The following is a 23,877-nucleotide window of genomic DNA, read 5'->3' as shown; positions in this document are numbered from 1 at the left end:
GGTGAAATCCCCTCCGGCTACTCGGCGACGCGCTGGTGAACCGCTTCCAGTTCGTTGCCGACCACCACCGCCGCTACGGCGTGAAGCGGCTGTGCACCATCCTCGGCATCGCCCGTTCCAGTTTCTACTACTGGCGTCGAACGGCCGCGGATCGGGCCGCCCGGGCGGCGGCCGACGCTCGCCTCGCCGTCCGGATACGGGCCGTGCACCGTGAGTCGGACGGCACCTATGGCGTCCCCAGGATCACCGCCGAGCTCCGCGAGGCGGGTGAGCGCGTCAACCACAAGCGGATCGCGCGGGTGATGCGCAGCATCGGCCTGGCAGGCGTGCGGCTGCGTCGCAGGCATCGCACCACTGTCGCGGACCCGGCCGCGGCGAAGGCCCCGGACCTCATCGGCCGCGACTTCACGGCAAGCGAGCCGAACACGAAGTACGTCGGCGACATTACCTATCTCCCGCTGGACGGCGGGAAGTTCCTGTATCTGGCCACTGTCATCGACCTCGCCTCACGCCGCCTGGCCGGCTGGGCGATCGCGGACCACATGCGCACCGACCTCGTCACCGACGCCCTGGCCGCCGCCGAACATACCCGCGGCAGCCTCGCCGGAGCGGTCATGCACACCGACCACGGCGCCCAGTACACCAGCCGAGCCTTCGCCGACGCCTGCCGCCAAGCCGGCGTCCGTCAGTCCATGAGCGCCATCGGCTCCAGCGCGGACAACGCGCTCGCCGAGTCCTTCAACGCAACGTTCAAACGCGAGACACTCCAGGGCCGCAGGACCTGGTCCAGTGAACGCGAAGCTCGCCTCGACGCGTTCCGCTGGCTCAACCGCTACAACACCCGACGCCGTCACTCCCGCCTCGGACAACGCAGCCCGATCGCCTACGAGACAGCCTCCGAAACAACATCAACTACGCCGACACCAGCCGCATAACCCGTGTCCAGGATTCAGGGTCAAGGCCCTTCATGGTCTCCCCCATGTGGTTGGTCACAGGAGGAGAGGGCGGGATGGTGCTGTCGGTTGTCTGGGTCCCCGAGCCGAGAGCACCTGCACGCGAGAGGGGAGGCGCCGGCGGCGCGTCGTGTTGGATGTCCGTGAGAAGCGACAGTGCCCCCGCGCGCCCGCTGCCGCAGGGCCTCGCCTCGGGAAGCCGTGGCGAGGCCCCAAGATGCTCTGCGTAGTGTTCCGACTGCGTGGCATCGGGCCACGGGGCCCGCGCAAAAACCGTTTGGCGGACCACGGCGACCGCTGCTACGTTTCCGGAGGCCGTGCGAGATGACGAGGAGGTGGTACCCGTGAACGTATTGACGTGGGTGCTCTCCTCCGGGGTCACGGTCGGGCGATAGGTCGTCCGGGAGCGCCGTTCAACAGCACTCCCGAAAGGCATGACCATGGCCATTCACTTCACTTCTGAACAGCGCCTCAACGGCGGCGGCGTCGAGCGCGAATTCACCCTCGGCGAGATCCCCGGCACCCTGTGGACGCCTGCGTCCGCCGCACCGGCCCCGCTGATCCTGATGGCCCACAACAACGGCCTGCCCAGGAAGCAATCCCGGCTGGTGGCCCGGGCCCGGCAAACCGCGGCGTACGGCTACACGGTGGCCACCATCGACGCCGCCGGTTGCGGTGACCGGCCCCGTTCCGCCGCCGACGAGCAGGCTCGCGCCGACCTCCGCCGGGCGATGCAGGCCGGCGAGCCGGTCGACGAGATCTTCGAGTCTCTGGTCGGCTCGCTGGTCGCAAGGGCGGTCCCGGAATGGCAGACCACCCTGAACGCCCTCCTTGCCCTGCCCGAGATCGACGGCCCGGTCGGGTACTCGGGGTGGACCGCCCTCGGCATCCGACTGGCGGTGGTCGAGCCGCGCATCGCGGCCGCCGGTCTCTTCGCCGGGGGTTACGTGCCCCACGCCCAGCGCGAGGAGGCCCGGCAGCTCACCCTTCCGCTGCTGTTCCTGCTGCAGTGGGACGACGAGGGGAACCCTCGACAGCGGGCCCTGGACCTGTTCGACGCCTTCGGAACCAAGGAGAAGACGCTGCACGCCAATATGGGCGGGCACACCGGTACCCCGTGGTTCGAGGTGGAAGACGGGGACCGGTTCTTCGGCCGGCACCTGAAGTAAGGCCGGACCGTCAGGCCGGCAGCAGACAGTAGGCGCTGTCGGCCAGGACGATGCTCGCCGAGGACAGGTCCCGGATCTCACTCCTCGGCTCTCTACATCGCGGGCCCTTGCCAACCCGGCAGGGGTCCGCGGTGGCGGTTGCCCGAAGCCGTGAGCTGTTCGTTTTCTGCAGAGCTTTCGAGTGTTGCCCAAACTTGTGTGCAGGTACTGTCGGTTCTCGGTGAACAAAGCCAGTTGACCTCGTCGCGGGCCGTGGGCGCCGTGCTGTTCCGGTCGCAAGCGGGCCTGACGCCCGGCACCCAAAGCTCGCGGGTGCGTTGATCGTCGAGGTGGTCTCGGCGTCATGGTGCTCGTCCGGGGCGTTCTCGTGCTTCGTCCGGTTTGCTCGCCCTGTAGTTCCCGTTAGGGCTTGCCGGGAAACAAGCCGTCGCTTCCGGCTTCGAGGCTCGTTGTTGTGGTATGGGGAGACCGGAGGGGATCGAAGCCGCACTGACCGCGAAGTTCGAGACGCTGTTCCCGCATCTCGACGAGCGTCAACGGCGGCTGGCTATAGGAGCAGAAGCACGGTCACTGGGACACGGCGGGATCAAGCTCGTCGCCCGCGCGGCCGGGGTCCGGGAGGGCACCGTTTCGCGCGGCGTGAGAGAACTTGAGTCCGGCCAGGCACCGTTGGGACGTGTCCGTCGGGAGGGCGGCGGGCGCAAGCGCGCGGTCGATCTCGATCAGGGGCTGCGGCCCGCGCTGCTGGCCCTGGTCGAGCCGGACATGCGTGGGGATCCGATGTCGCCGCTGCGCTGGACGGTGAAGTCGACCCGGCACCTGGCGGCCGAGCTGACGCGGCAGGGCCATCGGGTCTCGGCGGACACGGTTGCCGTGCTGCTGCGGGAGGAGGGCTTCAGCCTCCAGGGCAACGCCAAGACCATCGAGGGCGCCCAGCACCCGGACCGGGACGCACAGTTCCGCTACATCAACGAGCAGGCCAAACAGTTCCAGGCAGCCGGAGATCCGGTGGTCAGCGTGGACACGAAGAAGAAAGAGTTGGTGGGCAACTACAAGAACGCCGGCCGCCAGTGGTGTCGTGAAGGCGATCCGGTCCGGGTCCGTACCCATGACTTTCCCGACGCCGACCTGGGCAAGGCGATCCCATACGGGATCTACGACCTGGCCGCGGATGCTGGCTGGGTCAGCGTCGGCACCGACCACGACACCGCCGCCTTCGCCGTCCAGACGTTGCGCCGCTGGTGGCACGCGGTGGGCCGCGCCGCGTACCCGCGCTCAGGCCGCCTGCTGATCACTGCGGACGCGGGCGGCTCCAACGGCTATCGCACCCGTGCCTGGAAGGCCGAACTCGCCGCGCTGGCCCTGGAGACGGGCCTGGAGATCGCCGTGTGTCACTATCCTCCAGGCACATCAAAATGGAACAAAGTGGAACACCGGCTGTTCTCCCACATCACCATGAACTGGCGAGGCAAGCCCCTGACCAGCCACGAAGTCATCGTGAACAGCATCGCGGCGACCACCACCCGCACCGGCCTGACCATCCGCTCCGAACTCGACACCGCCACCTATGAAACCGGTGTCCGCATCGGCGACCGGCAGATGGCAGCCTTGCCGCTGGACCGTCATGCCTGGCACGGCGACTGGAACTACAGTCTCCGACCCGAGCCGTATGCCCAGGTCAGTGATGTCCCGGACCCGTTCGATCAGCCCAGTCCCGACCTTGCCTGGCTGTGCCACCCGGCCCTGACCGGACTGCCGCCCGCCGAGTGGGATGCGCTGATCTCCACACTCACCGCCCTCCATGAGGAGCAGCGGGAAACGCACCTGGACAAGCGGCGTGGCCACCGACCCCGCATCAAGGGTGGCCCCCTGACAGGCCGTCGTCCCATCCTCACCCTCGCCGACCGCCTACTGGCCGCCCTCCTCCACTACCGGCACGGGCTCCCGCAGGTCACCGTCGCCCGCCTCTTCACCGTCACACCCGAAACCATCAACCGGCGCATCCGCGACATCCGCCAGCTCCTCGACACCGCCGGATACACCGTTCATCCCGCCGACACCCGTCTCGCCGCCCTCGAAGACCTCCAGGCTTTCGCAGCGGCGGCAGGCATCACCTGCCCATCAGAGATCAAGACGGCGAGTTATTGATCGGCAAGCCCTTAGGGCCCGACGATGGCGCGCAGGGCGGCGAGGTGCGTCTGGTATGCCTGTCGCCCCTCGGGGTCAGGCATAGCCACACGCGTTGGCGGGTGTTGCGCACGGCCTTGCGCTGCTCGACGTAGCCAGCCTCCATCAGCACGGTGACATGCTTGCTCAACACCGACGTGGACACATCGAGTGGCAAACCAGCGTGGCCAGGGGGTGGCGGACAAGGCGGCGGTGGATGCCTGGACGCGTTCGAGTTCGGCCAGGGTGGCGCGGGCCTGCTCGGCGTGCCGCGCGTCGCCGCGGGGTGCGCGGCACGCCATGGGTTCGACCGGCCGCGGGGGTACCGCCGTGGGCGGTGCCGGCACCTGCGGGCCACCCCTGAGGCCGGGCCGGACCGGCCCTGACGGCGGGGCGGACCCTGACGCAACTCGCCGACCCATGCCATATCAGCGCCGCTTCCGCGCCACGCCAGTGCCACTTAGGTGCCACGTCAGTGCCATGTCAGCTCCATGTCAGCGGATCGGGCGATCGTCCCCTGCATGGAACCCACACGGAAGCCCATGTCCTCCACCACAGCAGGTGCCCGACCGAGTCGAATCGTCGAGCGGTTGCTGGCCGACCGTCACTCCCTGCCGCTGTCCATCGCGCTGCACCTTGCCCCCGGAGTGCTGATCGTCGCCGTCTACCTGTTCATCGCCGAACCACTGGTCAAGTCCATCGGCTATCCGCCGTTCCTGGGCTGGGCGGTCGCCATGCTCCTGGCTCTCGTGCCGTTCGAGCTCGGCCTACTGCTGTGGCTGGGGCGCCGGCGCAACGGCAGGTTCTCGCTGCGTGGCGTGGTGCACTACCTGGACAAGCCACTGCCGCGCCGGAAACTCGTCGCCCTCGTCATCCCCCTGATCCTTTGGTTCCTGGTGGTGTCGTCCGCGCTCACCCCCATGGACAACTTCTTCTACGAGTCGCTGTTTCGGTGGGTTCCCTTCGAGGGTGCGGGCGGTGGCATCACCGACGTCCTCTCCGGATACCCGCACTCGGTCATGGTCACCGCGCTGGCGGTGTGCATTCCGCTGACCGGGCTGTCCCTCCCGGTCATCGAGGAGCTCTACTTCCGCGGCTTTCTGATGGCCCGCCAGTCCCAACGGGGCCGATGGGCGCCGGTGGTCAGCACAGTCCTGTTCTCGCTATACCACCTGTGGACGCCGTGGGTGTTCCTGTCCAGGGTGGTCTTCTTTCTCCCGGGGCCCTGGTTCGCCTGGCGGAAGAAGGATCTGCGGGTGTCGATCGGCATGCACGCCGGCACGACGTTCCTCCTGCAGACCTTCGGCACCCTCGCCCTCCTGCTGAACCTCGTGCCGTGAGCCCCTGACCGGGCAGAGGGATGCCGTCCGCGGTCGACGACTTCGACGTCGAGCACGCCTTCCGCATGCAAAAGCAGAGGCCGGGCCGGACGAAGCCGCCACTGCGCAGCTCGGCCGCGGCGGGCGGCGGGCGGCGGGTTGTCCGCGGCCAGCCGTGTGCGGGAACCAGCGGACCGGACACTCAGTCAGGTGTCTTCGCGGTGGTCAGTTGGCGATGCCGACCGGGTGGACCTTGATCTTCTCGTCGTAGGGGCCGCACCACGGGCCTCGGCGGCCGCACCCGCGCCCGACTGGCCCCCGGGCTTGGAGGCGGCACCGTCCGAACCGGAGCAGGCCGTCAAGGAGAACGCGGCGGCCGCGGTCAGGGCCGCCGCGGCAACACGCAGGGTACGGCGACGAACAGTGCGGACAGTGGTGTTGGAGCTCATTCGGATTCCCCCCGGGGAAGTCATTGTCGGTCTCACCTGCGTACGACACCCACTCTGGCCAGGGCCACTATCACCAGGCTGACGCTCCACCAACACCCAGGCAACTGGCCGATCGGGGGAGCGCGGCGGTACCTGGTCCCGCCGGCGTTCGCCTTGGCCGGGGTGAGCCGCGCGGGCCCGTGCGACGGCCGGCTGGGCCGGGCGGCTGCCCGGCCAGGGACAGCGGGTGGCGATCCGCCTCCGGCGCGGCGGCTCAGTCGGTGGTCGTTCGGAGCCGCCGCGCCGCCACGCCGATGAGCCGTCAGCGCTTTGGCGCGGCAGTCGGCAACTGGCGACGGTCGGCAACTGGGCGAAGTCCTTCGTGTCGGCCGCCCCCTAACGGTCACTCGGAGGAGGGGCGGGGAAGGCGTGGGTAGCAGCCCATGCCCGGCAGCGGATCCCTGCGGTTCGACAGCTCCTACGACTCCTACGACCTGGCGTCCGCCAACTGGTGCTCAACGCCCTCGGCCCCACCCTCGCCACGCCGCGCCGCGCCGGTGCGCTGTGCACTCGGGCCGATTCCGTTCCGGCGCCCTGGCCGGTGAAGTCGCTGCCGGGGCCGGGGGCGTCGTGTCGCATTTCACCCGGGCCGGCCGATGACAGGCGGCCGACTCCGATCCGCCAGAGCGCTTTGTTCTCTTTGTGTAGATATTCTGTGGCGTGTGATCGAGTCTGGACGGCCGCGGCTCCTTCGACACGGCCGGTGGAAGCTTGTGCGGCTCTCGCCGGTCGTCCTGACCGTCGTCATCGCCAGCCTGGCATACACCACTCCCCCGGAAATGGCCTTCAGTCGCCTCCTGCCCGCGGCGCCGGCGCTCGCCGCCGCCATGTGGCCGGTGCTGCCCACCGTCCTGCTGGGGACGGTCTGCCTCTTTTTGATGATCGGCCTGAGCATCGTGTTCCCCGGCCTGGGGACGTGGTGGACGGCTGCGGGGATCATCGCGGTCACCGTGGCGGCCGCGTACGGAAGTCATGTCCGGCTCCAGCGGGAGCGGACCCTCTTTCAGGTGCGACTGGTCGCCGACGCGGCGCAGCAGGTGGTGCTGAGTCCGATGCCGCGCCGCTTCGGGAGCGTCGAGATCGATTCGCTGTATCTGGCGGCCGCGGCGGAGGCTCGTATCGGTGGGGACTTCTACGAGGTGGTCGACACGCGGTACGGGGTCAGGTTGCTCATCGGTGATGTACGGGGCAAGGGCCTGCCCGCGGTGGGGGCGGCCGCGGCGATCGTCAACTCCTTCCGGGAGGCGGCTTACGGCGAAGCCGACATGGTCAGCGTCGCGCGCCGGCTGGATGCCAGCAGCACCCGTTACAACGCCGCCTTTCCTCCCGAGGGGCCGATGGAACGCTTTGCCACCGCCCTTCTCGCCGAGATGCCGCACGGGGGCGGGCGTATCGAGATCCTCAACTGCGGACACCCCCCACCGTTGCTCCTGAACCGCGGGGAACTGCGTGCCCTCGAACCCACCACCCCCTCGCCGCTGCTCAACCTCGCGGGGCTGATCGGCGATCACTACACCATCGACACCTTCGACTTCTCCCCCGGTGACCTGCTGCTGCTCTACACCGACGGGGTCACCGAGGCCCGCGCCCGCGACGGCGAGTTCTTCCCGCTGGCGGCCTGGATGCGCCAACAGTCCCCGACGCCGCCCCGCGAGCTGCTCACGGCTCTCCACCGCGACCTCCTCCATTACTGCAGAGGACGCCTCGACGACGACATCGCCGCCCTCGCCGTGCGTCTGTGTGAGCCCAAGGAGTAGGTCCGGCCCAGGTCGTGGCCGCCTGACGCCTTCAAGCGGTGTGCCGGTCAGGGCACCAGTCAGTGCCCCGGCGAGGGGCGGGGGCGTGCCGGAGTTCTCGGAGCGGCTCGGGGCGAGTTGAATGCGGCTCCGCCGGGGGCGGGCGGTGCTCCAGGCTCCCTGCCGGCTGTATGCCTGGCCGGTCCAGGCAGTCCGCTCAGCTTGGTCCTTCGCCGTGGCGGGGGCTGGTGGGTGTCTGTACGGGAAGGAGGTGCGGGCGTTTGGCGGTGTGGCCCTCGCCGGTGGATCGGCCGCGCAGGCGTCTGCCCAGCCAGGGGCCGAGGAAGGTGGTGGCCCAGCGCAGTTCCTGCGCGGCCGCGCGCCATCCGACGGCTGCGGCCGTCTTCGCAGGTGGCAGGGGGTGAGTCCAGGAGTCGTCGCTGTTGGGCAGGGCCAGGGCATGGGCGACGGCGGCGGCTATCCGCCGGTGACCTTCGGGACTGGCGTGGAGCCGGTCCGGGCTCCACAGGCGGGGGTCGGTGACCACGGGGTGGTGTCCGGTCTCGGCGACGGTGACCCCGTGGCGACGGGCCGCCTGGCGGATGCGTTCGTTGAGGGCGGTGACGCGGGAGCTGAGCGGTCGGGCGAGCGGGGTGATGCGTGCGACGTCGGGGAAGGTGAGGGTGGCCACGCGGGCGCCGTGGGCGGTGAGTGCGGCGAACATCACCTCCAGGTGTTCGGCGACCTCGTCGGCGTCGAACCGCGGCCGCAGCAGGTCGTTGACCCCGGCCACCACGGTGGCCAGATCGGGGCGCAGGGCGAGGGCCGGGGTGAGCTGTTCGGCGCGCACCTGTCCGGCGAGTCGGCCGCGTACGGCCAGGTTGGCGTATTGCAGGGCGCAGTTGTGCCGTGCGAGCCGTTCGGCGAGTCGGTCGGCCCAGCCGCGCAGGCCGACCGTGTCGTCGCCGTCGCCCAGGCCCTCGGTCTGGCTGTCGCCCAGGGCGACGTAGCGGGCGTACGGCGGGTCAGTGCCTGACATGGGTCGCCTGCCTGTCCCGCAGGATCGCGATGGTGTGTTCGCACCAGTCGTGGTTGCCCTGCTCGAAAGCCAGGCCGCGCAGACACGTCAGGTAGGGGCCGATGCGTGTGCCGTGGCGCAGGAACTCCGCTTCGGTGCGCTCGCCGCGCATGGTGTGCAGCAGTCGGCCGAACAAGTCGGTCTTGGCCCGGGCGAAGGCGGCACGCTCGGTCAGCTGCGCGATCAGTGTCTCGGTGTCGACGTGGTCGGCTGCCTGCACCTTGACGGACAGGTCGTCGCGGATGAAGGAGGGTTTGGTGGCGGCGGCCGTGAAGCGCTCCAGTTCCGCCAGGCCGGCGTCGGTGACCCGGAACAGGCGTTTGTTGGGGCGCGTGTCCTGGACCACCTCGCGGCCCGTGATCAGGGCGTCCCTCTCCAGTCTGGTCAACTCGGCGTACAGCTGCTGTGGTTGGGCGTACCAGAAGTTCGCCACGCCCAGGTCGAACGACTTGGCCAGCTGGTACCCGCTCAGCTCCTCGTCGAGCAACGCCGCCAGGACGGCGTGGCGCAAGGCCATTGCCTCGCCTCCCTCTTGTTGCCCCTGCTTCCGCTTGCCCGTGGGGGACGCCGCTCATGATACTCATGAATATGAGTAATCAAGTGCTTGATTATGCTTCGCGGGGCGCTGTGGCGCGGGCATGCGTACGACCACGGCGGCTTTCGAGCGCGGTCGGGGCGGCGTGCACAGTGCACTGGGTGCGGTCGTGGCGGACCTTCGCCTCGACCACACCCGCGTGACCGCCCGGGAGAGGGCGTCGCTCGGCGGAGGGGACGTCGACTCCGACACGCGTGCGGCGGGCGCGAAGGAGGCTCGACGAAAGCGACACCGGCGGATCCGGCCTCACGTCACCGCAAGACGTGAAGCGAGATCACCGTGACGCCGCTCCGCTGCTGCTGACGGTGTTCTCGCGTTCCAGGTGGAGGTGCGCGCGCATGAGCTCGCCCGGGTTCGTCAGCGCCGCCAGGGTCGAGAGTTCGCCGCACAGCACCGTGGCGGCCGCGATGACGGCGAGTCGGCGTGCGTTCTCTCCTGGTTCGCGCTCGGCCCGGCAGCCGAGCCGTGTCAGGTTGGCCTCGACGAAGTCCAGCCCCTTGCCGTTGCCGACGGTGCCCACGATCAGGTTCGGCAATGTGCACGAGAAATACAGGTCGCCCTCCCGGTCTTCGGCCACGGTCACGCCTTGTGAGCCTTCGATGATGTTGGCGGCGTCCTGGCCGGTCGCCAGGTAGAAAGCGAGCAGCATGTTCGCGTAGTGGGAGTTCGCCGAGCGGATTCCGCCGGCGAGCAGCGTTCCGATCAGATTCTTGCGCACGTTCAGCTCGGCTATCTTTGCGGCCGTGGTGTGCAGCATGTCGGTGACCACGGAGCGCGGCACGAGCAGTTCGGTTACGACGTTCTTTCCACGGCCCAGGATTCCGTTGACTGCGGTCGCTTTCTTGTCGGTGCAGTAGTTACCGGAAATCGATCCATAGGAGACTCCTGGAATGTTGTCCAGGAGGTGACTCAAGAGCGCATCGGCCGCGAGCGTCGCCATGTTGTGGCCGGACGCGTCGCCGGTGGTGAACTCGAACCGGACGAACAACAAGTTGGCCGTGATCTCGTGCCGGATGCCGACCAGTTCGGCAAACCTGCTGCAGGTGCGCACGACCTTGGCCAGGTCCTCGAAGTGCGTGTCGAGCCAGCGCGTGGCCGCGTATGCGGTCGACGCGTCTTCGGCTTCGAGGAGCACCGAGCGGGTCATCCGTTCGTCGACGAGGGTGGCGACGATGCCGCGCTCGGTCTGTCGGGAGATTTTTGCGCCGCGGCCCACGGAGGGCCACAGCGGTGACTCGTAGGTGGCGAGCGGGACTTCGGTCTCGGTGGTTGCGATATTTCCCGAAATTCTCAGTGGCCCTACCCACCTCATGGGGACCCCGGCGATTTCGTGGATGTCGTTCATCCTGCACTTCCCGTCGTCTGGTGGGGTGCGAAGGAACCGGAACGTGTGCCCCATCGCGCACGTCTCGATCTCCGCGGTCGGTGTGAGGCAGCGTAGAAGGCCGTGGATCATCAGGGCGCACCGGACCGGGTCGGCAGGGCGACGTTGTCGAGCAGTTCGCGGGCGCCCTCGGTGCGGCGCGTTCGGTGCGGGTGGGTGCGGGTGGGTGCGGGTGGGTGTCGGCGTCAGGCGCCTGTTGTCCGCGGCCTGTTGGACCTCTGCATCCGGTGCCCGGTCGGACGGGCTCGTGCGTCCTGGGGCCGCCTGTGGGGTGCGCTGCGGCCTCCCGATCCGCAGGGTTCGGGGAGTGGGGCGTCTGCCCCGCGGCTCGCGTGGGTGTGCCGGTGAGGCTGGGGGTGGCGTGGGGCGTGTCCCGTGCTTGGTCCCGTCAATACCCAGGCGATGGTAAAGAACGGGGCAAGCGAAGATAATGTGCGAGGGCGGTCGTGCCGCAGCACAGACATCACCAGGGGGCGCATGGGCGGTTGTTTCAAGGTCGAGACGGACGGTCTTGGACGTCTGTTGAAGGATCTGCACGACAGCCAGGACAACATGCGCAAGGCACTGGGTGCGCTGAAGGACACCGGCCCGAAGTCGATGGGAGCGGAGGCGCTGGACAACGCCTGCGACGAGTTCCACGACAGCTGGGACAACGCGATCAAGAAGATCGCCGACGGCACCCAGGCCATCGAGGAGAAGCTCAAGCAGGTCAAGCAGAACTACGAGTCGCTGGAGCACGCGCTGCGGGACGCCTTCGCGAAGAACGCCGAGTAGGCGCTGAGCAGCGCGCACCCCGCCAAACCGCCCTTCTCTTCGACCTCCGATGCCGCCCCGGCTTTCCCGCACACACATGGGGATGTAGACGACCTTCTCGCCTGTTGAACTCCGCCATCGGCAAGGGCACCTGGAAACGACGCAACGAGGCAGGACGCCATGACACTGGTCTTCACCCGTCACCCCGACGCCAAGCGCTATGAACTGCGTCCCCGGGGTTCAGCCGCCGTCCACGTGCTTCGCGGCGCCCCCGACGGCCGCCCCCTCCCCCAGGGATACAAGCCGCGCTTCACCCTCGCCGCCGACCGTGCCGGCGCCTCGCCGCTGGCGGTGATCGCCCGCACGGGCGGCGGTCGCCTCGTCGTGCTCACACCGGACCACGAGCAGCTGGCCGAACTGCGGCTGCCACCGCGGAAGAAGCGGTGGCGTCCCGCATACGAGATCCTCCTGCCCGACGGCACCGTGCTGCGTGGGCGGGAAGGGACGGTGCCCTCGCTGCTCCTGTGTCTGGTGCTGTTGCCGTTGACCCTGCTGTACCTGGTTGCCCTGGCACTGTCCGACTCCCCCGCAGGCGCGGCCACCGCCCCGCTGCGGACGGCCTGGAAGCGGCCGGGCATGCCCTTGGGCCGGGCGGCTCTGACCGAGTCGGCCCGTGGTCGGTTCCGCGTCGGCGGTGATGGGCTCGACCATCGCGTGGCCTACGCGCAGGCGGTGGCGAAGTACGGGGAGCGCTGACCGGCTGCCGGCGGGGGCGGGCCGTCGTCAGTGGCCTGGATCCCGTGGAGGGGGCTTGGCTTCAGGGATGCGAAGCGGCGCCTGTGCGCAGGACGACCGAGGCGTTGTTTCCCCCGAAGCCGAAGCTGTCGACCGCCACCACCGTGACGGGTGGGGCGTGTTCCGATACCAGGGGCAGCCGTACCCGGTGGGTGACTTCGGGGGTGACCAGGCCCGCGGTGGGCGGGATGATGCCGGTGCGCAGGGCCTGGGACGCCGCCGCCGGGCCGACGGCGCCGGAGATGTGCAGCCGGTGTCCGATGGCGCCCTTGTGGGAGCTGACCGGCACGTCGCGCAACGACGCCTGTGCCGCGACCGCCTCGATGGCGCTCAGTTCCGCGGTGTCGCCCTGGGGGGTGCCGGTGGCGTGGGCGTGCACATGATCGAGGTGGTCCGCCCGGGCGTCCGACATGGCCTCGCGGAGGCAGTCGGCGACCGACGTCTCGTCCCAGGCGACGGACTTGGCCGCCGCGACGCGGGTGCCGCATCCGGCGACGACGAGGTCTGCCGCGAGCCCTCGGGCGCGGGCGCGCCGTGCGGACTCCGGTACCACGGCGCCGCCGCCCTCCCCGAGCGAGATGCCCGCGCACTCCTTGTCGAAGGGGCGGGCGGCGGCGCGTACCACGTCCATGCTGGCGTACTCGTAGTGGTTCGAGGCGGTGGCGCCCGCGACGACGGCCACGGGTTCTGCGCCCTCGCACGGTGCTCTCGGGCGCACGTGATCGCGAACGGCGCCGAGGCGCAGGCGTGTGTGAGGTGGACGGACCTGCCGGGTCGCAGTACGCCGACGGGGCCGGGGCCGAGGAACTCGCGCTCTTCGGCGTCGAGCGGGGTGGTGGGCTCGTCGGCCGGCAGGGGGGCCTGGCCGACCAGTACGAACAGGGCGTCGTGCGGGACCGCGGGAAGGCGTGCCGCGCGCAGGGCTTCGCCGACGGCGGCCGAGGCGTATGCCTGTTTGCGGGCGGCCGTCCCGGGGCGAACTGCGGCACCTCGCCGACCGGTTCGCCTCGGTGTTCTGGCTGGGCTGCGCAGCCTGCACAGGGGCCGCACTCGCACTCCTCACGAACTCCGGCGCCCCACACACCGCAACCAGCATCACGGCCGAGATCGGGGACACGGCCGGAACCGGAACCGGGGCCAGAGCCGGGGCCGGAGCACCGGGTGCGGCACAGAGCACCAACAACGACGGGGTCGGGAGCGGGGACGGTGGTGTGCGCCGGCCCGGCACGGCACGGATGCGGTTGCTGCCCCTGATGGTGGTCTCGGCAGTGACGTCCACCGGCGAAGCCGGCCTGCGGATGCTCCTCCTGCTCCGCCTGCAAGGCGACTTGGGACTCTCCCCAGCGAGATGGCCATGGTCTTCGCACCGGGTTTCGTCGTCTTCATCCTCCTGCCGCAACACGCTCATCGCGTCACCGACCGGCTGGGCCGCACCCCGGCCATGGTCGTCTCCTTCGCCGCCAGCGCGCTGTTCGCCATCGGACTGGGCCTTACAGCCACCCCCGTAATCATCGCTGTCCTATGGGCAGTGGCCGCCGCCTGCTTCGCCGCACAACTGCCCGCGGAACAAGCCACCGTCGCCGCCGACGACCGCGAACGCATCGGCCGCGGAATGGGACTCTACGAAAGCGCACGGCTCTGCGGCGTCGTCGCCGGACCCGGCCGGATGGGCGTGGCCTACCAAGAACTGGGATGGCTCGCCGCCTGCTCCCTGGCAGCCGGCGCCGCCACACTGGGAGCAATCACGGTGCCCTATGCAATCCGCACCCTGGCACTGCCCGAACAGACAAAGAGCGCCACGGGAACCACTGCCGCCGACACCGGAGCCCAACTCCCCAGCACGCCTGGCTGGTATGCAATATCCCGGACCCGACCCAGCCCGAGCCCAACCGGTCCCAGCGAGGGCCGACCGGGCCAGGCCAGGCATGGCACACCTCCCACAACAACCCCCAACCCCCAAGCACACCACCGGGTTCGTTGCTCCAGGCGGCAGTTGCTACTCGATATCGATCGTGAAGGTTGACGTGCTGCCGTCCTGGGCGACCAGCATGACCGGCCCGAACGTGATCATCACGACCGACGTGGCGCCGACGCCGCGATAGAAGCCCACCGCGTTGGTGATCCGGACAGACAGAGCCGCGAGCGTGCCTGCCATCTGCTCGTCGGCCTCGACCTGTTGAGCCGCAAGGGCATCGTGGCCGTGGGCGGCGGCCCAGTCACGAACGGTGCAGGCGTCTTGGCTCAGCTCGGGCAGGATGCTGTCGTTGGCCCATGCCCACTGCCAAGAGGACGCGGTAGGGCTCCAACTGCCGAGAATCTGCGCTTGTGCGGTAGCGGTCTTGTCGGGGAAGGTCCAGGTGATGGTCCCGGTTCGTTGATCGAGCCCCCACCGGTCCGCCGAACCGAGCCCCCAGGACATGTGCGCGCGGGCCAACTGGTCGATCATGTCCTCGCCCTGCAAGAGCAACGTGCTCAATCCCTCCGCATCGCGACCTTGCGTCGGGGCACTGTCCAGCTTGGCGTTTCGCTTGAAAAATCCCATTTCACGGATTCTGTCACGGCATGACTCGGCCGACCGCGCCGGCCCCGGATCGACCCCGGATCGGGCGCGAACTGATGCCGAAGCCGCCCGGCACGCCGAAGTTGAAGGCGTCCGGCACACCGAGACCGAAGGCGCCCGGCGCATTGACTGCCGGTCGGCGGACAGGCAGGGGCCGCGCCTCCGACCTGCGGCACCCGGTCGATCCGGTGGCGTCGGGCTTGCCCGGTGGCGTCGCCGAGTCGGGAGAGTCGGCGCGGCCAGGGGGCGCCGGAGCCAGCGCCAGCGCCCCCTCCCCCGCCCCGCACATGGCGGCCATCCCGAGGTTTCGGGAGGGGAGAGCATGCGGCGCATCACCGCAAACCCGAAGGGGACGCAGATCACACAGGGAGCCCCTGGGTTACAGCTCGGAATTCCTCTAACGTTATCGACATAACGCACAAAACGGACCAATCGCATCCGATTCATCACGCAAAGTGAGGGATCCAGGGAACCAGGAGTAGGTGCGTCGGCCGCCGGATCCACCGCCGCGGTCCGAGCCCACGAGGGCCACCACACGGCCCGCTCCCCCACTGCCTGCCGTGTGCGACACACCACTACCCGTCACCGCTGAACAGGCATACCCGCCGGGATGCCGTTGGAGGGACCTGCTGTGGCATTGACCAGCGCAAAGAAGGCGGCAGCCGCCGTTGCGGTAGCGCTCACCGGAGCCACCCTGGCCGCATACGGAACGCATACGGCACAGGCAACACATGCGGCACCGACGTCGTCGACAGCCGGGCCGACGTCCGCCTCAGCGTCCCGGACGCTCGTCGCCGCCGGCTCGGCCACCCCGCCCTCGTCGCACAGCGCTTCGCCCTCGGCACCGAACGCCACCACGCCGTCATCTTCATCTCCGGCCACCCCCTCCTCCCCGGCCACCACCTCGCCCAGTGGCCCGGCCAGCGCTCTCCCCGGTGCATCGAGCGGGTTCACCGTGAGCAACGCGCTCCAGTTCAAAACCCAGGACGGCGGCAAGTCGGTCGCGCTGACCTTCGACGACGGCCCGGACCCCCGCTGGACACCGCAGGTACTGGCGCTGCTGGCCCAGCACCACGCCAAGGCCACGTTCTGCCAGATAGGCCCGCACGCACAGCGCTACCCCTACCTCACCAAGTCGGTGGTCGCCGCCGGTCACCGACTGTGCGACCACTCCGTCCACCACAACGAGCAGCAGAGCAGCATGCCGTTGGACTACAACATCCACGAGATCGCCGACGCCCAACGGGAGATAGCCGACGCGGCCGGCCCCAACGCCAAACTCTGGTACTACCGAGCCCCTGGCGGCGACTTCAAACCCGTCATCCGCAACATCGCCGCGCAGCACGGACTCCGACCCATCGGCTGGAGCGACGACTCCAACGACTGGAAGCGACCGGGCGTCGCGAAAATCCTGGACAACATCAACCGGAACCTGCACCCGGGCTCGATCGTCCTGATGCACGACGGCGGCGGCAACCGCTCACAAACCGTCGCGGCACTCGCCCAACTGCTCGACCAACTGGACGCCCAGGGCTACACCTACACCTTCCCGGCCCGCTGAACACCAGCACCAGCAGAACTCGCACCACAGGCCCGCCCGCACCACGAGCGCCCCACGGCGTCGGGAATCGATCGACCGAAGGACGGCGGGAGTCACGCCCGTACCGGCATCTCCGAGGCGAGCAGTTCCAGTGCCTCCTCCCACCGGAAGCGATCCGCGCCCGCGCCGGCCTTCGGCGGGTGCGGTTCGTATGAGCCGATCAGGACGTCCATCTCACGCAAGCGCTGCAGGCTCTGGTGGTAGGCGGGGTGGGCGGCCTGGGCGGAGTTCAGGTAGGGCAGGACGGCGGTGGGGATGCCGAGGCCGTATGCCTCGCACAGGATGCCGACGGCCAAGGTGTCGGAGATACCGGCGGCCCATTTGTTGATCGTGTTGAAGGTGGCCGGGGCGACCGCGATGGCGTCGGCGGGCGGCAGCGGGCGCGGCTCGCCGGGTGTGCGCCAGGCCGAGCGGATCGGATAGCGGGTCTGGGCCTCGATGGCGGGCGCGTCGATGAAGCGAAGCCCCTGCGGGGTGGCGATGACGCCGACGTCCCAGTTCGCCTCGTGGGCGGCCGTGATCAGCTCGCCGACGTCGCCGGCGATGCCGGCCGCGCACACGACGACGTACAGGAAGGGTTTCTCAGGCTGCTGGAGTTGCCGTAGTTGCCGGTCGGGCTGCTGATCGCTCATGTGGGGACTCCCAACTGTCCGCTGATGTGGTGCAGTTCCGGCAGGGTACGGCGGCGGTCACGGGCGACCCTATCCGCGACCGGCTCGCGGACTACGGGCAGCGGCAGGAAGCCGTGCCCGGGGCTGTGCGGCGGCCTGCGCGCGGACAGTCCCGGGCTCGCAGCGGTCGGTGTACCTATCCTGCCTGGAGCGCGAGGGTCGGTGGGAGCCGGGCGGCGCGGACTGCCGGGTACAGTCCGGCCACCGAGCCGATGAGCAGGGTGGCGGCGAATCCACCGCCCACCGCCCATGGGGGGATCGCCCAGGGCATGCCGCCCGATGCGGCGAACACGTACGTGGCCGCGGCGCCCAGCACCACGCCGGCCAGGCCGCCGAGTCCGGACAGCAGCAGTGACTCGGTGACGAACTGGATGCGGATCTGGCCGCGGGTGGCGCCCAGGGAGCGGCGCAGGCCGATCTCGTGGCGGCGTTCCAACACCGAGATGATCATGGTGTTGGCCACGCCGACGCCGCCGACCAGCAGTGCCACACCGCCCAGTCCGAGCAGCAGGCTGTCGAATGCGCCCTCGGTGGCGGCCTTGGCCTGAAGGGTTGCGGACGGGTTGGAGATCTCGACGTTCTGCGGGTTCTGCGGGTCGGTGGCGCGTGCGAGCAGCTTGTGGACCGACTCGACGGAGGCGTCGGTGGAGCGTTCGTAGATCTGGGTGGGGTGGCCGTCGAAGTCCAGGTGGGTGCCGGCAGCCTGCCAGCCCACCAGTGCCGCCCGTTCGATCTCGGGTGCCAGGGGAAGCGGGTCGAGGATGCCGATGACCGTGAAGTACTGCTTGCCGATGAGGACTTGCTGGCCGGGCATGGTGATGCCCAGGCGTTCGGCGGCGACGCTGCCGAGCACCACCGAGGGGTAGCGTCCGTTCGCGTCGTTGAGCCAGGTGCCGGCACGGATCGTGCCGCGCAGAGCCTTCAGCAGGCTCTCGCCGGCGGCCTTCACGGACAGGCCGCCGGTGTCGCTCTCGGGGATCTTCTCGCTGCGCCGGACCGTCGATTTCACGTCACCGACCGCACCGACGTGTTCGACGCCGGGGATCCGGCCGATCATGCCGGGCGCGTCCTTGGGCAGTTTGGCCCTTTCACCGCTGAACATGTCCTGGCCGGGGGCCACCTTCAGCATGTTGGTTCCCAACGTGTCGAGTTGCCGGAGCAGTTGGGCCTTGCTGGAGGCGGAGATGCCGACCACCGCGATCATCGTGGCGATGCCGATGGCGATACCCAGTGCGGACAGCACGACCCGCATCGGCCGGGAGCGCAGCCCCGCCGAGCCGACGTGCACCACGTCGCGGGGGCCGAGGCGGGCGGGGGTCAGTCGGTCGCGTGGCACGGTACCTCGCCTCCTGCCGTCAGCGGCGCCCTCGTGCACGTGTCCTCGACGACCTGGCCGTCGCGGATGCGCACCTGGCGGGGAAGGGCGCCGGCGATCCCACCGTCGTGGGTGATCACCGCGATGGTGGCGCCGTCGCCGTTGAGGTCGTGCAGCAACCGCATGACGGCCTCGCCGGAGGCGGAGTCCAGGGCGCCGGTGGGCTCGTCGGCCAGCAGCAGATCCGGCTCCCCCACCACCGCCCTGGCGATGGCGACCCGCTGTCGCTGTCCGCCGGACAGTTCGTGCGGGCGGTGGTGCATCCGGTCCCCGAGCCCGACGCGTTCCAGGGCCGTGGCCGCGCGCTTGCGGCGCTCGGCCCGTGCCAGGCCGGAGTAGAGCAGGCCCTCGGCGACGTTGTCCCGTGCGCTCACCCCGGCCACGAGGTGGAAGGACTGGAAGACGAAGCCGATGTGCCGGGCCCGCAGTGCGGACAGCCGACGGTCGGACAGGGCCGCGACGTCGTGGCCGGCGATGGCGACGGTGCCGGCGGTCGGACGGTCCAGAGTGCCGACGATGTGCAGGAGGGTGGACTTGCCCGACCCGGACGGCCCGACGATCGCGAGCAGTTCCCCGCGTTCGATGTGCAGATCCACGCCGCGCAGCGCCGCGACCCCGCCCGGGTACTCCTTGGTGACCTGGTTCAGTTCGACGACGGTGGTCATGTGTGGGGCACTCCGACCTTCATGCCTTCCTTCAGGCCCGATCCGCTGATCTCGACCCTTCCCTGTCCGAACAGGCCGAGCTTGACGGGAATCTCGCGGGCCTTTCCGCCTTCCACGACCTGGACGCCGAAGCCGCCGGCGGGCAGCGCGAGCAGCGCGTTGACCGGGACGGTCAGCACCTTCTGGCGCGTCTCGCCCTTGAGCTCGACGGTGACCGGGGCCTGGTCGATGCCCTTGACCTGCGAAGGGTCGGCGAAGGTCACCCGCGCGGTGACCTTGGCGGACTGGTCCTGCCCGCCGCCTCCTTGGTCCTTCTGGTCCGAACTGGCGCTGCGGTCGACGGAGGCGACCTTCCCCTTGGCCTTGTCGCCCCCGGGGAGGGTGATCTCCACAGGGGTGCCGGGCTCGGCGAGCGCGGCATCGGCGACGTCGAGCTTGATCTGTACCTCGCGCTCGGCCCCGGTGACGGTCAGCACCGGGCGGCCGGGACCGGTCTGGTCGCCGGCGGCCGCCTCCTTCTTCTTGACCCGTAGCGAGCTCGGTGTGAAGGCGATCTGCTCCGGACCCGTCTGACCGGTCTGCTTCAGGCCGTGGGACTTCTGCCAGCGCTTGAGTGCCTCCGCGGTACCGGAGGTGAACTCGTCGTCCATGGTCAGGGCGGCTCCGAAGCCGAGGTCACGGAGGTTCTGCTTCAGCTGCCGGACGTCCGGCCCCTTGTCGCCGGCCTTCAGCTTCCGGTACATGGGCCGCTCGCCGTACAGCAGCCAGATCTTGTTGCCGTCGACCTCGTAGAGCGCCTCGTTCCGCCTGATCACAGCGCCGGTTTCGGGGAGCCATGTCACCGTGCCCTGCGCTCCCCCGTTGAGCTTGCGCTCCTTGGAGTAGCCGAGGGTTCCGTCCACCTGGGTGCGGCTGCTCAGGTCCTGCCGCTTGATCGTGTCGGTCTTCTGCGGCAGGCCGTCCGTGCGCCGCTCCCGGCCCTTGCCGTCGTCACCGCTCACCGAGGCTACGGCCACCCCGCCCACCAGCGCACTCGCCACGACCAGCGAGGCGATCACGTACCTTCTGGCCGGACGCCTACGCTCACTGCCCGTTGTCATTGCACGCCTTCTGGGCCTTTTCGAGCTTGTCCTTGCTCACGTCGGTGTCCCCGCGCATCGCGCTCAGCCTGCCGTCCTTGAGCTGTGGGTCCGGCATGTCGACACCGTGCTCACGCATGCACTTCGCGAACTTGACGGCCCGGTCGAGAGCCTTCTCCTGCTCTTCCTGAGTCATTTCCTTTCCGGCACCGGGCAGGTCCTTGCACGCGTCCATTGCCTTCTTGATGCTCTTGTCGTCCCCCTGGATGCCCATGGCCTGGCCTTCTTTGGGCTCGTCCACCTTCGCACCGTGTTCGCGCAGGCACTGACGGTATTTGTAGGCGTCGTCCGCCTTCGCGCCCTTTCCGGATACGTCCGAGTACTGCACACCGTTGTCCTTGCCGGAGCCCGCGCCGCCTCCGGTGCAGCTGACCGCGAGCAATGTCACTCCGGTGACGAGCGCCGCCGCCATACCGTGCCTGACGTTCACCATGGAATTCCTCCGTGTCCGAGAACGAGTGATCGACGGCACGGAGGTTGGCACACGCCCGCATTTCGTTTCTCTCAGCGAAGAGGTTTATGCCGACGAAATGCCGGTTTCAGGTATACGTGGATGTCATGCGTGTACTTGTCGTGGAGGACGAGGAATTCCTCGCGGAGATGATCGCCGAAGGGCTGCGGCGCGATGCCCTGGCCGTCGACGTCGCGCACGACGGTCGCACGGCGCTGGACCGCCTGCTCCTGGGCGACTACGACGTGCTCGTCCTCGACCGCGACCTGCCCGGCCTGCACGGCGACGAGGTGTGCCGCCAGGTCGTCGAGGCGCGCCTGCTGACACGCGTCCTGATGCTCACGGCCGCCGGCTCCGTCCGCGAGCGGGTCGAAGGGCTCGGCCTGGGCGCGGACGACTACCTCGCCAAGCCCTTCGCCTACGAGGAACTGCTCGCCCGCGTCCTGGCCCTGGGCCGCCGTGCCCGGCCCGCCCTGCCGCCGATCATCGAACGGTCGGGCATCACCTTGGACACGGCCCGCCGCCAGGCGTTCCGCGACGGCCGCTACCTCGCGCTGTCCCGCAAGGAGTTCGGGGTGCTGGAGGTGCTGATGCGCTCCGAGGGGGCCGTCGTCAGCGGCGACGACCTGATCGATCGGGTCTGGGAGGAGAACACCAGCTACCGCACCAACGCCGTCCGGGTCACCTTGAGCAAGCTCCGCGCCAAACTCGGCGAGCCCTCGGTCATCGACACCGTGCCCGGCCACGGCTACCGCATCGGCGGAGCCGCATGACCGGGCTTTCCGTGCCGCGTACCCGACGTATGCGGCTGCCCGGCGGCGAGCGGGCGCGGCTGACCGCGCTCTACGGCGGACTGCTGGTACTGGCCGGAGCCATGCTCATCGGCCTGATCAACTTCCTCGTGGCCCAAGGGCTGTACACCACGATCAGTACGGCGGTGGCGCGGCGTCCCGACGAGATTCCCGGGGGTGCCGCCCCTTCCCCCTACGCGTCCGCCGGCCTCGCCTCTCCAGGACCCGTTCCCGCCCAGGGCGACGCGGAGGCCGCCGAGGCCGTCAGGACGTTCACCCGGGCCGCCGAACAGGCCACCCAGAACGAGCTGTTGACCATTTCCCTGATCACCCTGGCCGTCTTCGCCGTGATCTCGGTGGCGCTGGCCTGGTGGATGGCCGGGCGGGTGCTGCGCCCCGTCGGAGTGATCACCCGCACCGCACAGCGGCTGTCCGGGGAGAACCTCCACGAGCGCATCGCGCTGGACGCCCCCGACGGTGAGTTGAAACGACTCGCCGACACCTTCGACGCCATGCTCGACCGTCTGGAACACCTCGTCGGCGCGCAGAAGCGGTTCGCCGCCAACGCCGCGCACGAGCTGCGCACCTCGCTGGCGGTGCAGCGGGCGGCGGCGGAGATCGGACTGGCCACCTCCGACCCGGAGGCCGTCGCACGCATCCGCCGCAAGCTCATCGAGGTCGCCGACAGCAGCGAACGGCTCGTCGAGGGCCTGCTGCTGCTCTCCGTCTCCGACCAGGGTCTGGATCACCACGAACCGGTCGCCCTCGACGAACTCGTCCGTTCCGTGACCGCCGAGCACACCGCGTCGCAGCAGGTCCGCGACCGCGGCATCACCGTCCGGACCGAGACCGCACCCGTGACCGTGCAGGGCGACCCGGTACTGCTGACGCATCTCGTGCACAACCTCGTCGGCAACGCCCTCCGCCACAACCACGACGGCGGCCACGTCACGGTCACCGCGCGCGACCGTACCTTGGAGGTCACCAACACCGGCCCCCAAGTGCCGCCGGAGACCGTCCCGTACCTCTTCGAGCCCTTCCGCCGCCTGGAGGAACGCCGGCACGCCCGCGGCGAGGGCGCCGGCCTGGGACTGTCCATCGTCGCCTCGATCGCCCGCGCCCACCGGGCCCTCATCGACGCCGGGGCCAATACGGACGGCGGACTGACCGTCCGGGTCGTCTTCCCCGCCCCCGACGGGGGTTCGTGAACGCCGCGGCACCGTTACCGGCCGGGCAGTGCCCGACGGGGATTCTCGGCGCCCTCGCACCCGGCGAGACGCTGGAGGCGTTCATCCACCGCATCAACCAGGAATGGGTGGATGCCCATGCGCGGGTGAGCCCGGCCGTGCTCGTCGACACCGTCGGCGTGATGGGCGGGCAGGTGGCCCGGTTCTTCGAGCGCACCGACCTCGATGCGCCGTCGCTGGGCGTGTCCTGGGCCGGCGTCGACCAGGCACCGATGTGGCTGGACAGCGCCCGGGACTTCACCGAGTTCTGGACCCACCGTCAGCAGATCCGCCATGCCGTCGGCCAGGACACCGACCCCGATCCGCGGCTCTTGTCCGTGGCCCTGGACACCTTCATGCGGGCCCTGCCCCACACCCTGCACGAGGTCGAAGCGCCGGTCGGCACGCAGATCCAGATGCGGGTCGACGGACCGGCCGGTGGCACCTGGACCGTCACGGCCACCGGGCCCCGCTGGTCACTGGCCGAGCCGCACGCCGCCCATCCCGCCGCCCTTGTCCGTCTGGACGCGGAGACCGCCTGGCGTCTGTGCACCCGCGGCATCCGGCCGGCCACGGCCCTCGCCCGGGCCCGCGTCGACGGCGAGCGTGACCTGGCTGAAGCCGCCTGCCGGATCGTGTCGATCGTCTACTGACCGCAGCCCCACCTCCTGGCTCCGCGTCCTGGTCGAACGTCCCGGCCCCACGTCCCGGTCCGGCCGTGGCATGCGCCGGTGCCGTCCGCCCGGCCGCGGTGCGCCCGGGCCGGCCACCTCGGGCGTCCCGACCAGCCCCGCAGAGCGGCTCCGCGCCTGGTCGTTGCCCCCTCTCGCCACCGTGGAATACCTTCACCCCCGCATTTTGTTTATGATTCAACCAAGCGTGAGAGGATCTCCCCTCGGGCCACCGACACCCGACCTCAGCCCCAGAACCGCAGGCCCGAGATCGCCTGCACCAGCCAGAAAG

23 protein-coding genes and 1 pseudogene are annotated in these 23,877 nt (G+C 69.6%); 12 read left to right on the top strand and 12 right to left on the bottom strand.

Going from position 1 to position 23,877, the window contains the following annotated elements; genetic code table 11:
• Window positions 1-26 precede the first annotated feature (26 nt).
• From SNOUR_RS40065 to SNOUR_RS40055, 3 genes and pseudogenes are all read left to right on the top strand, one after another.
• Window positions 27-935, top strand: a pseudogene (locus tag SNOUR_RS40065) (IS3 family transposase); the annotation flags it as partial.
• A gap of 464 nt (window positions 936-1,399) precedes the next feature.
• Complete coding sequence (locus tag SNOUR_RS40060; protein ID WP_067359176.1) at window positions 1,400-2,122, top strand: dienelactone hydrolase family protein; 723 nt, start codon at window positions 1,400-1,402, stop codon at window positions 2,120-2,122.
• A 459-nt stretch (window positions 2,123-2,581) separates the two neighbouring features.
• Window positions 2,582-4,270: an ISAzo13 family transposase gene (locus SNOUR_RS40055; protein WP_067342866.1), complete on the top strand. Its 1,689-nt coding sequence runs from the start codon at window positions 2,582-2,584 to the stop codon at window positions 4,268-4,270.
• On the opposite strand, the gene SNOUR_RS43910 is transcribed toward SNOUR_RS40055, so the two are convergent.
• The gene (locus SNOUR_RS43910; RefSeq protein ID WP_312636249.1) at window positions 4,251-4,415 is read right to left on the bottom strand and encodes a hypothetical protein; all 165 of its coding nucleotides are present in this window, start codon (window positions 4,413-4,415) and stop codon (window positions 4,251-4,253) included. The genes SNOUR_RS40055 and SNOUR_RS43910 overlap by 20 nt on opposite strands.
• Window positions 4,416-4,809: 394 nt before the next feature.
• On the opposite strand from SNOUR_RS43910, the gene SNOUR_RS40050 reads away from it, so the two are divergent.
• The gene (locus SNOUR_RS40050; RefSeq protein ID WP_067357188.1) at window positions 4,810-5,628 is read left to right on the top strand and encodes a CPBP family intramembrane glutamic endopeptidase; all 819 of its coding nucleotides are present in this window, start codon (window positions 4,810-4,812) and stop codon (window positions 5,626-5,628) included.
• A 1,129-nt stretch (window positions 5,629-6,757) separates the two neighbouring features.
• Window positions 6,758-7,852, top strand: coding sequence for a PP2C family protein-serine/threonine phosphatase (locus tag SNOUR_RS40045; RefSeq protein WP_067357185.1), 1,095 nt, complete (start codon window positions 6,758-6,760; stop codon window positions 7,850-7,852).
• A 196-nt stretch (window positions 7,853-8,048) separates the two neighbouring features.
• On the opposite strand, the gene SNOUR_RS40040 is transcribed toward SNOUR_RS40045, so the two are convergent.
• The 3 genes from SNOUR_RS40040 to SNOUR_RS40030 form a co-directional block, all read right to left on the bottom strand.
• On the bottom strand, window positions 8,049-8,870 hold the full coding sequence (locus tag SNOUR_RS40040) for an SGNH/GDSL hydrolase family protein (protein WP_067357183.1): 822 nt from the start codon (window positions 8,868-8,870) through the stop codon (window positions 8,049-8,051).
• A complete protein-coding gene (locus tag SNOUR_RS40035) occupies window positions 8,857-9,426 on the bottom strand; it encodes a PadR family transcriptional regulator (RefSeq protein ID WP_067357180.1) in 570 nt (189 codons plus the stop codon). Before SNOUR_RS40035 ends, SNOUR_RS40040 begins: the two co-directional genes overlap by 14 nt.
• Window positions 9,427-9,778: 352 nt before the next feature.
• Window positions 9,779-10,849: a hydroxymethylglutaryl-coenzyme A reductase family protein gene (locus tag SNOUR_RS40030; RefSeq protein ID WP_159426034.1), complete on the bottom strand. Its 1,071-nt coding sequence runs from the start codon at window positions 10,847-10,849 to the stop codon at window positions 9,779-9,781.
• A gap of 516 nt (window positions 10,850-11,365) precedes the next feature.
• Here SNOUR_RS40030 and SNOUR_RS40025 point away from each other — a divergent pair.
• Both SNOUR_RS40025 and SNOUR_RS40020 read left to right on the top strand, forming a co-directional pair.
• A complete protein-coding gene (locus SNOUR_RS40025) occupies window positions 11,366-11,662 on the top strand; it encodes a DUF6317 family protein (RefSeq protein ID WP_067357178.1) in 297 nt (98 codons plus the stop codon).
• A gap of 159 nt (window positions 11,663-11,821) precedes the next feature.
• Complete coding sequence (locus SNOUR_RS40020) at window positions 11,822-12,397, top strand: hypothetical protein (protein ID WP_067357176.1); 576 nt, start codon at window positions 11,822-11,824, stop codon at window positions 12,395-12,397.
• 61 nt (window positions 12,398-12,458) lie between these two features.
• Here the strand turns inward: SNOUR_RS40020 and SNOUR_RS46735 are convergent, their stop codons facing one another.
• Complete coding sequence (locus SNOUR_RS46735; protein ID WP_067357173.1) at window positions 12,459-13,118, bottom strand: beta-ketoacyl-[acyl-carrier-protein] synthase family protein; 660 nt, start codon at window positions 13,116-13,118, stop codon at window positions 12,459-12,461.
• On the opposite strand from SNOUR_RS46735, the gene SNOUR_RS48805 reads away from it, so the two are divergent.
• Complete coding sequence (locus SNOUR_RS48805) at window positions 13,083-14,459, top strand: MFS transporter (RefSeq protein ID WP_312635574.1); 1,377 nt, start codon at window positions 13,083-13,085, stop codon at window positions 14,457-14,459. The two genes, SNOUR_RS46735 and SNOUR_RS48805, sit on opposite strands and share 36 nt — an antisense overlap.
• Here the strand turns inward: SNOUR_RS48805 and SNOUR_RS40010 are convergent.
• Complete coding sequence (locus SNOUR_RS40010) at window positions 14,433-14,978, bottom strand: DUF6882 domain-containing protein (RefSeq protein WP_079143214.1); 546 nt, start codon at window positions 14,976-14,978, stop codon at window positions 14,433-14,435. The genes SNOUR_RS48805 and SNOUR_RS40010 overlap by 27 nt on opposite strands.
• 600 nt (window positions 14,979-15,578) lie before the next feature.
• Window positions 15,579-15,959 carry a hypothetical protein gene (locus SNOUR_RS48800; RefSeq protein WP_159426033.1) on the bottom strand — a complete coding sequence of 127 codons (381 nt, stop codon included), beginning with the start codon at window positions 15,957-15,959 and terminating at the stop codon, window positions 15,579-15,581.
• Here SNOUR_RS48800 and SNOUR_RS48795 point away from each other — a divergent pair.
• Entirely contained in the window at window positions 15,952-16,557 is a 606-nt protein-coding gene (locus SNOUR_RS48795; RefSeq protein WP_079143212.1) for a polysaccharide deacetylase family protein, read from the top strand. The genes SNOUR_RS48800 and SNOUR_RS48795 overlap by 8 nt on opposite strands.
• Before the next feature lie 92 nt (window positions 16,558-16,649).
• Here the strand turns inward: SNOUR_RS48795 and SNOUR_RS40000 are convergent, their stop codons facing one another.
• The 5 genes from SNOUR_RS40000 to SNOUR_RS39980 form a co-directional block, all read right to left on the bottom strand.
• Complete coding sequence (locus SNOUR_RS40000) at window positions 16,650-17,228, bottom strand: flavoprotein (protein ID WP_067357168.1); 579 nt, start codon at window positions 17,226-17,228, stop codon at window positions 16,650-16,652.
• 175 nt (window positions 17,229-17,403) lie between these two features.
• Complete coding sequence (locus tag SNOUR_RS39995) at window positions 17,404-18,603, bottom strand: ABC transporter permease (RefSeq protein ID WP_067357165.1); 1,200 nt, start codon at window positions 18,601-18,603, stop codon at window positions 17,404-17,406.
• Window positions 18,585-19,307, bottom strand: coding sequence for an ABC transporter ATP-binding protein (locus SNOUR_RS39990; RefSeq protein ID WP_067357161.1), 723 nt, complete (start codon window positions 19,305-19,307; stop codon window positions 18,585-18,587). Before SNOUR_RS39990 ends, SNOUR_RS39995 begins: the two co-directional genes overlap by 19 nt.
• A complete protein-coding gene (locus tag SNOUR_RS39985; protein WP_079143211.1) occupies window positions 19,304-20,365 on the bottom strand; it encodes an efflux RND transporter periplasmic adaptor subunit in 1,062 nt (353 codons plus the stop codon). The genes SNOUR_RS39990 and SNOUR_RS39985 overlap by 4 nt, the downstream gene beginning before the upstream one ends.
• Before the next feature lie 25 nt (window positions 20,366-20,390).
• Window positions 20,391-20,879: a hypothetical protein gene (locus tag SNOUR_RS39980; protein ID WP_159426031.1), complete on the bottom strand. Its 489-nt coding sequence runs from the start codon at window positions 20,877-20,879 to the stop codon at window positions 20,391-20,393.
• 125 nt (window positions 20,880-21,004) lie between these two features.
• Here SNOUR_RS39980 and SNOUR_RS39975 point away from each other — a divergent pair, with 125 nt between their 5' ends.
• From SNOUR_RS39975 to SNOUR_RS39965, 3 genes are read left to right on the top strand one after another with little or no spacing between them, the layout of a single operon-like run.
• Window positions 21,005-21,670, top strand: a complete 666-nt coding sequence (locus SNOUR_RS39975) for a response regulator transcription factor (protein WP_067357156.1) — start codon at window positions 21,005-21,007, stop codon at window positions 21,668-21,670.
• Window positions 21,667-22,896 carry a sensor histidine kinase gene (locus SNOUR_RS39970; RefSeq protein ID WP_079143209.1) on the top strand — a complete coding sequence of 410 codons (1,230 nt, stop codon included), beginning with the start codon at window positions 21,667-21,669 and terminating at the stop codon, window positions 22,894-22,896. The genes SNOUR_RS39975 and SNOUR_RS39970 overlap by 4 nt, the downstream gene beginning before the upstream one ends.
• The gene (locus SNOUR_RS39965) at window positions 22,893-23,567 is read left to right on the top strand and encodes a maleylpyruvate isomerase mycothiol-dependent enzyme family protein (protein WP_312635568.1); all 675 of its coding nucleotides are present in this window, start codon (window positions 22,893-22,895) and stop codon (window positions 23,565-23,567) included. The genes SNOUR_RS39970 and SNOUR_RS39965 overlap by 4 nt, the downstream gene beginning before the upstream one ends.
• The last annotated feature ends 310 nt before the right edge of the window (window positions 23,568-23,877 follow it).

Source organism: Streptomyces noursei ATCC 11455, assembly GCF_001704275.1.
Lineage (GTDB): Bacteria > Actinomycetota > Actinomycetes > Streptomycetales > Streptomycetaceae > Streptomyces > Streptomyces noursei.
Note: the sequence above shows the minus strand (reverse complement) of the source record. Positions and strands in the feature narration are given on the sequence as shown.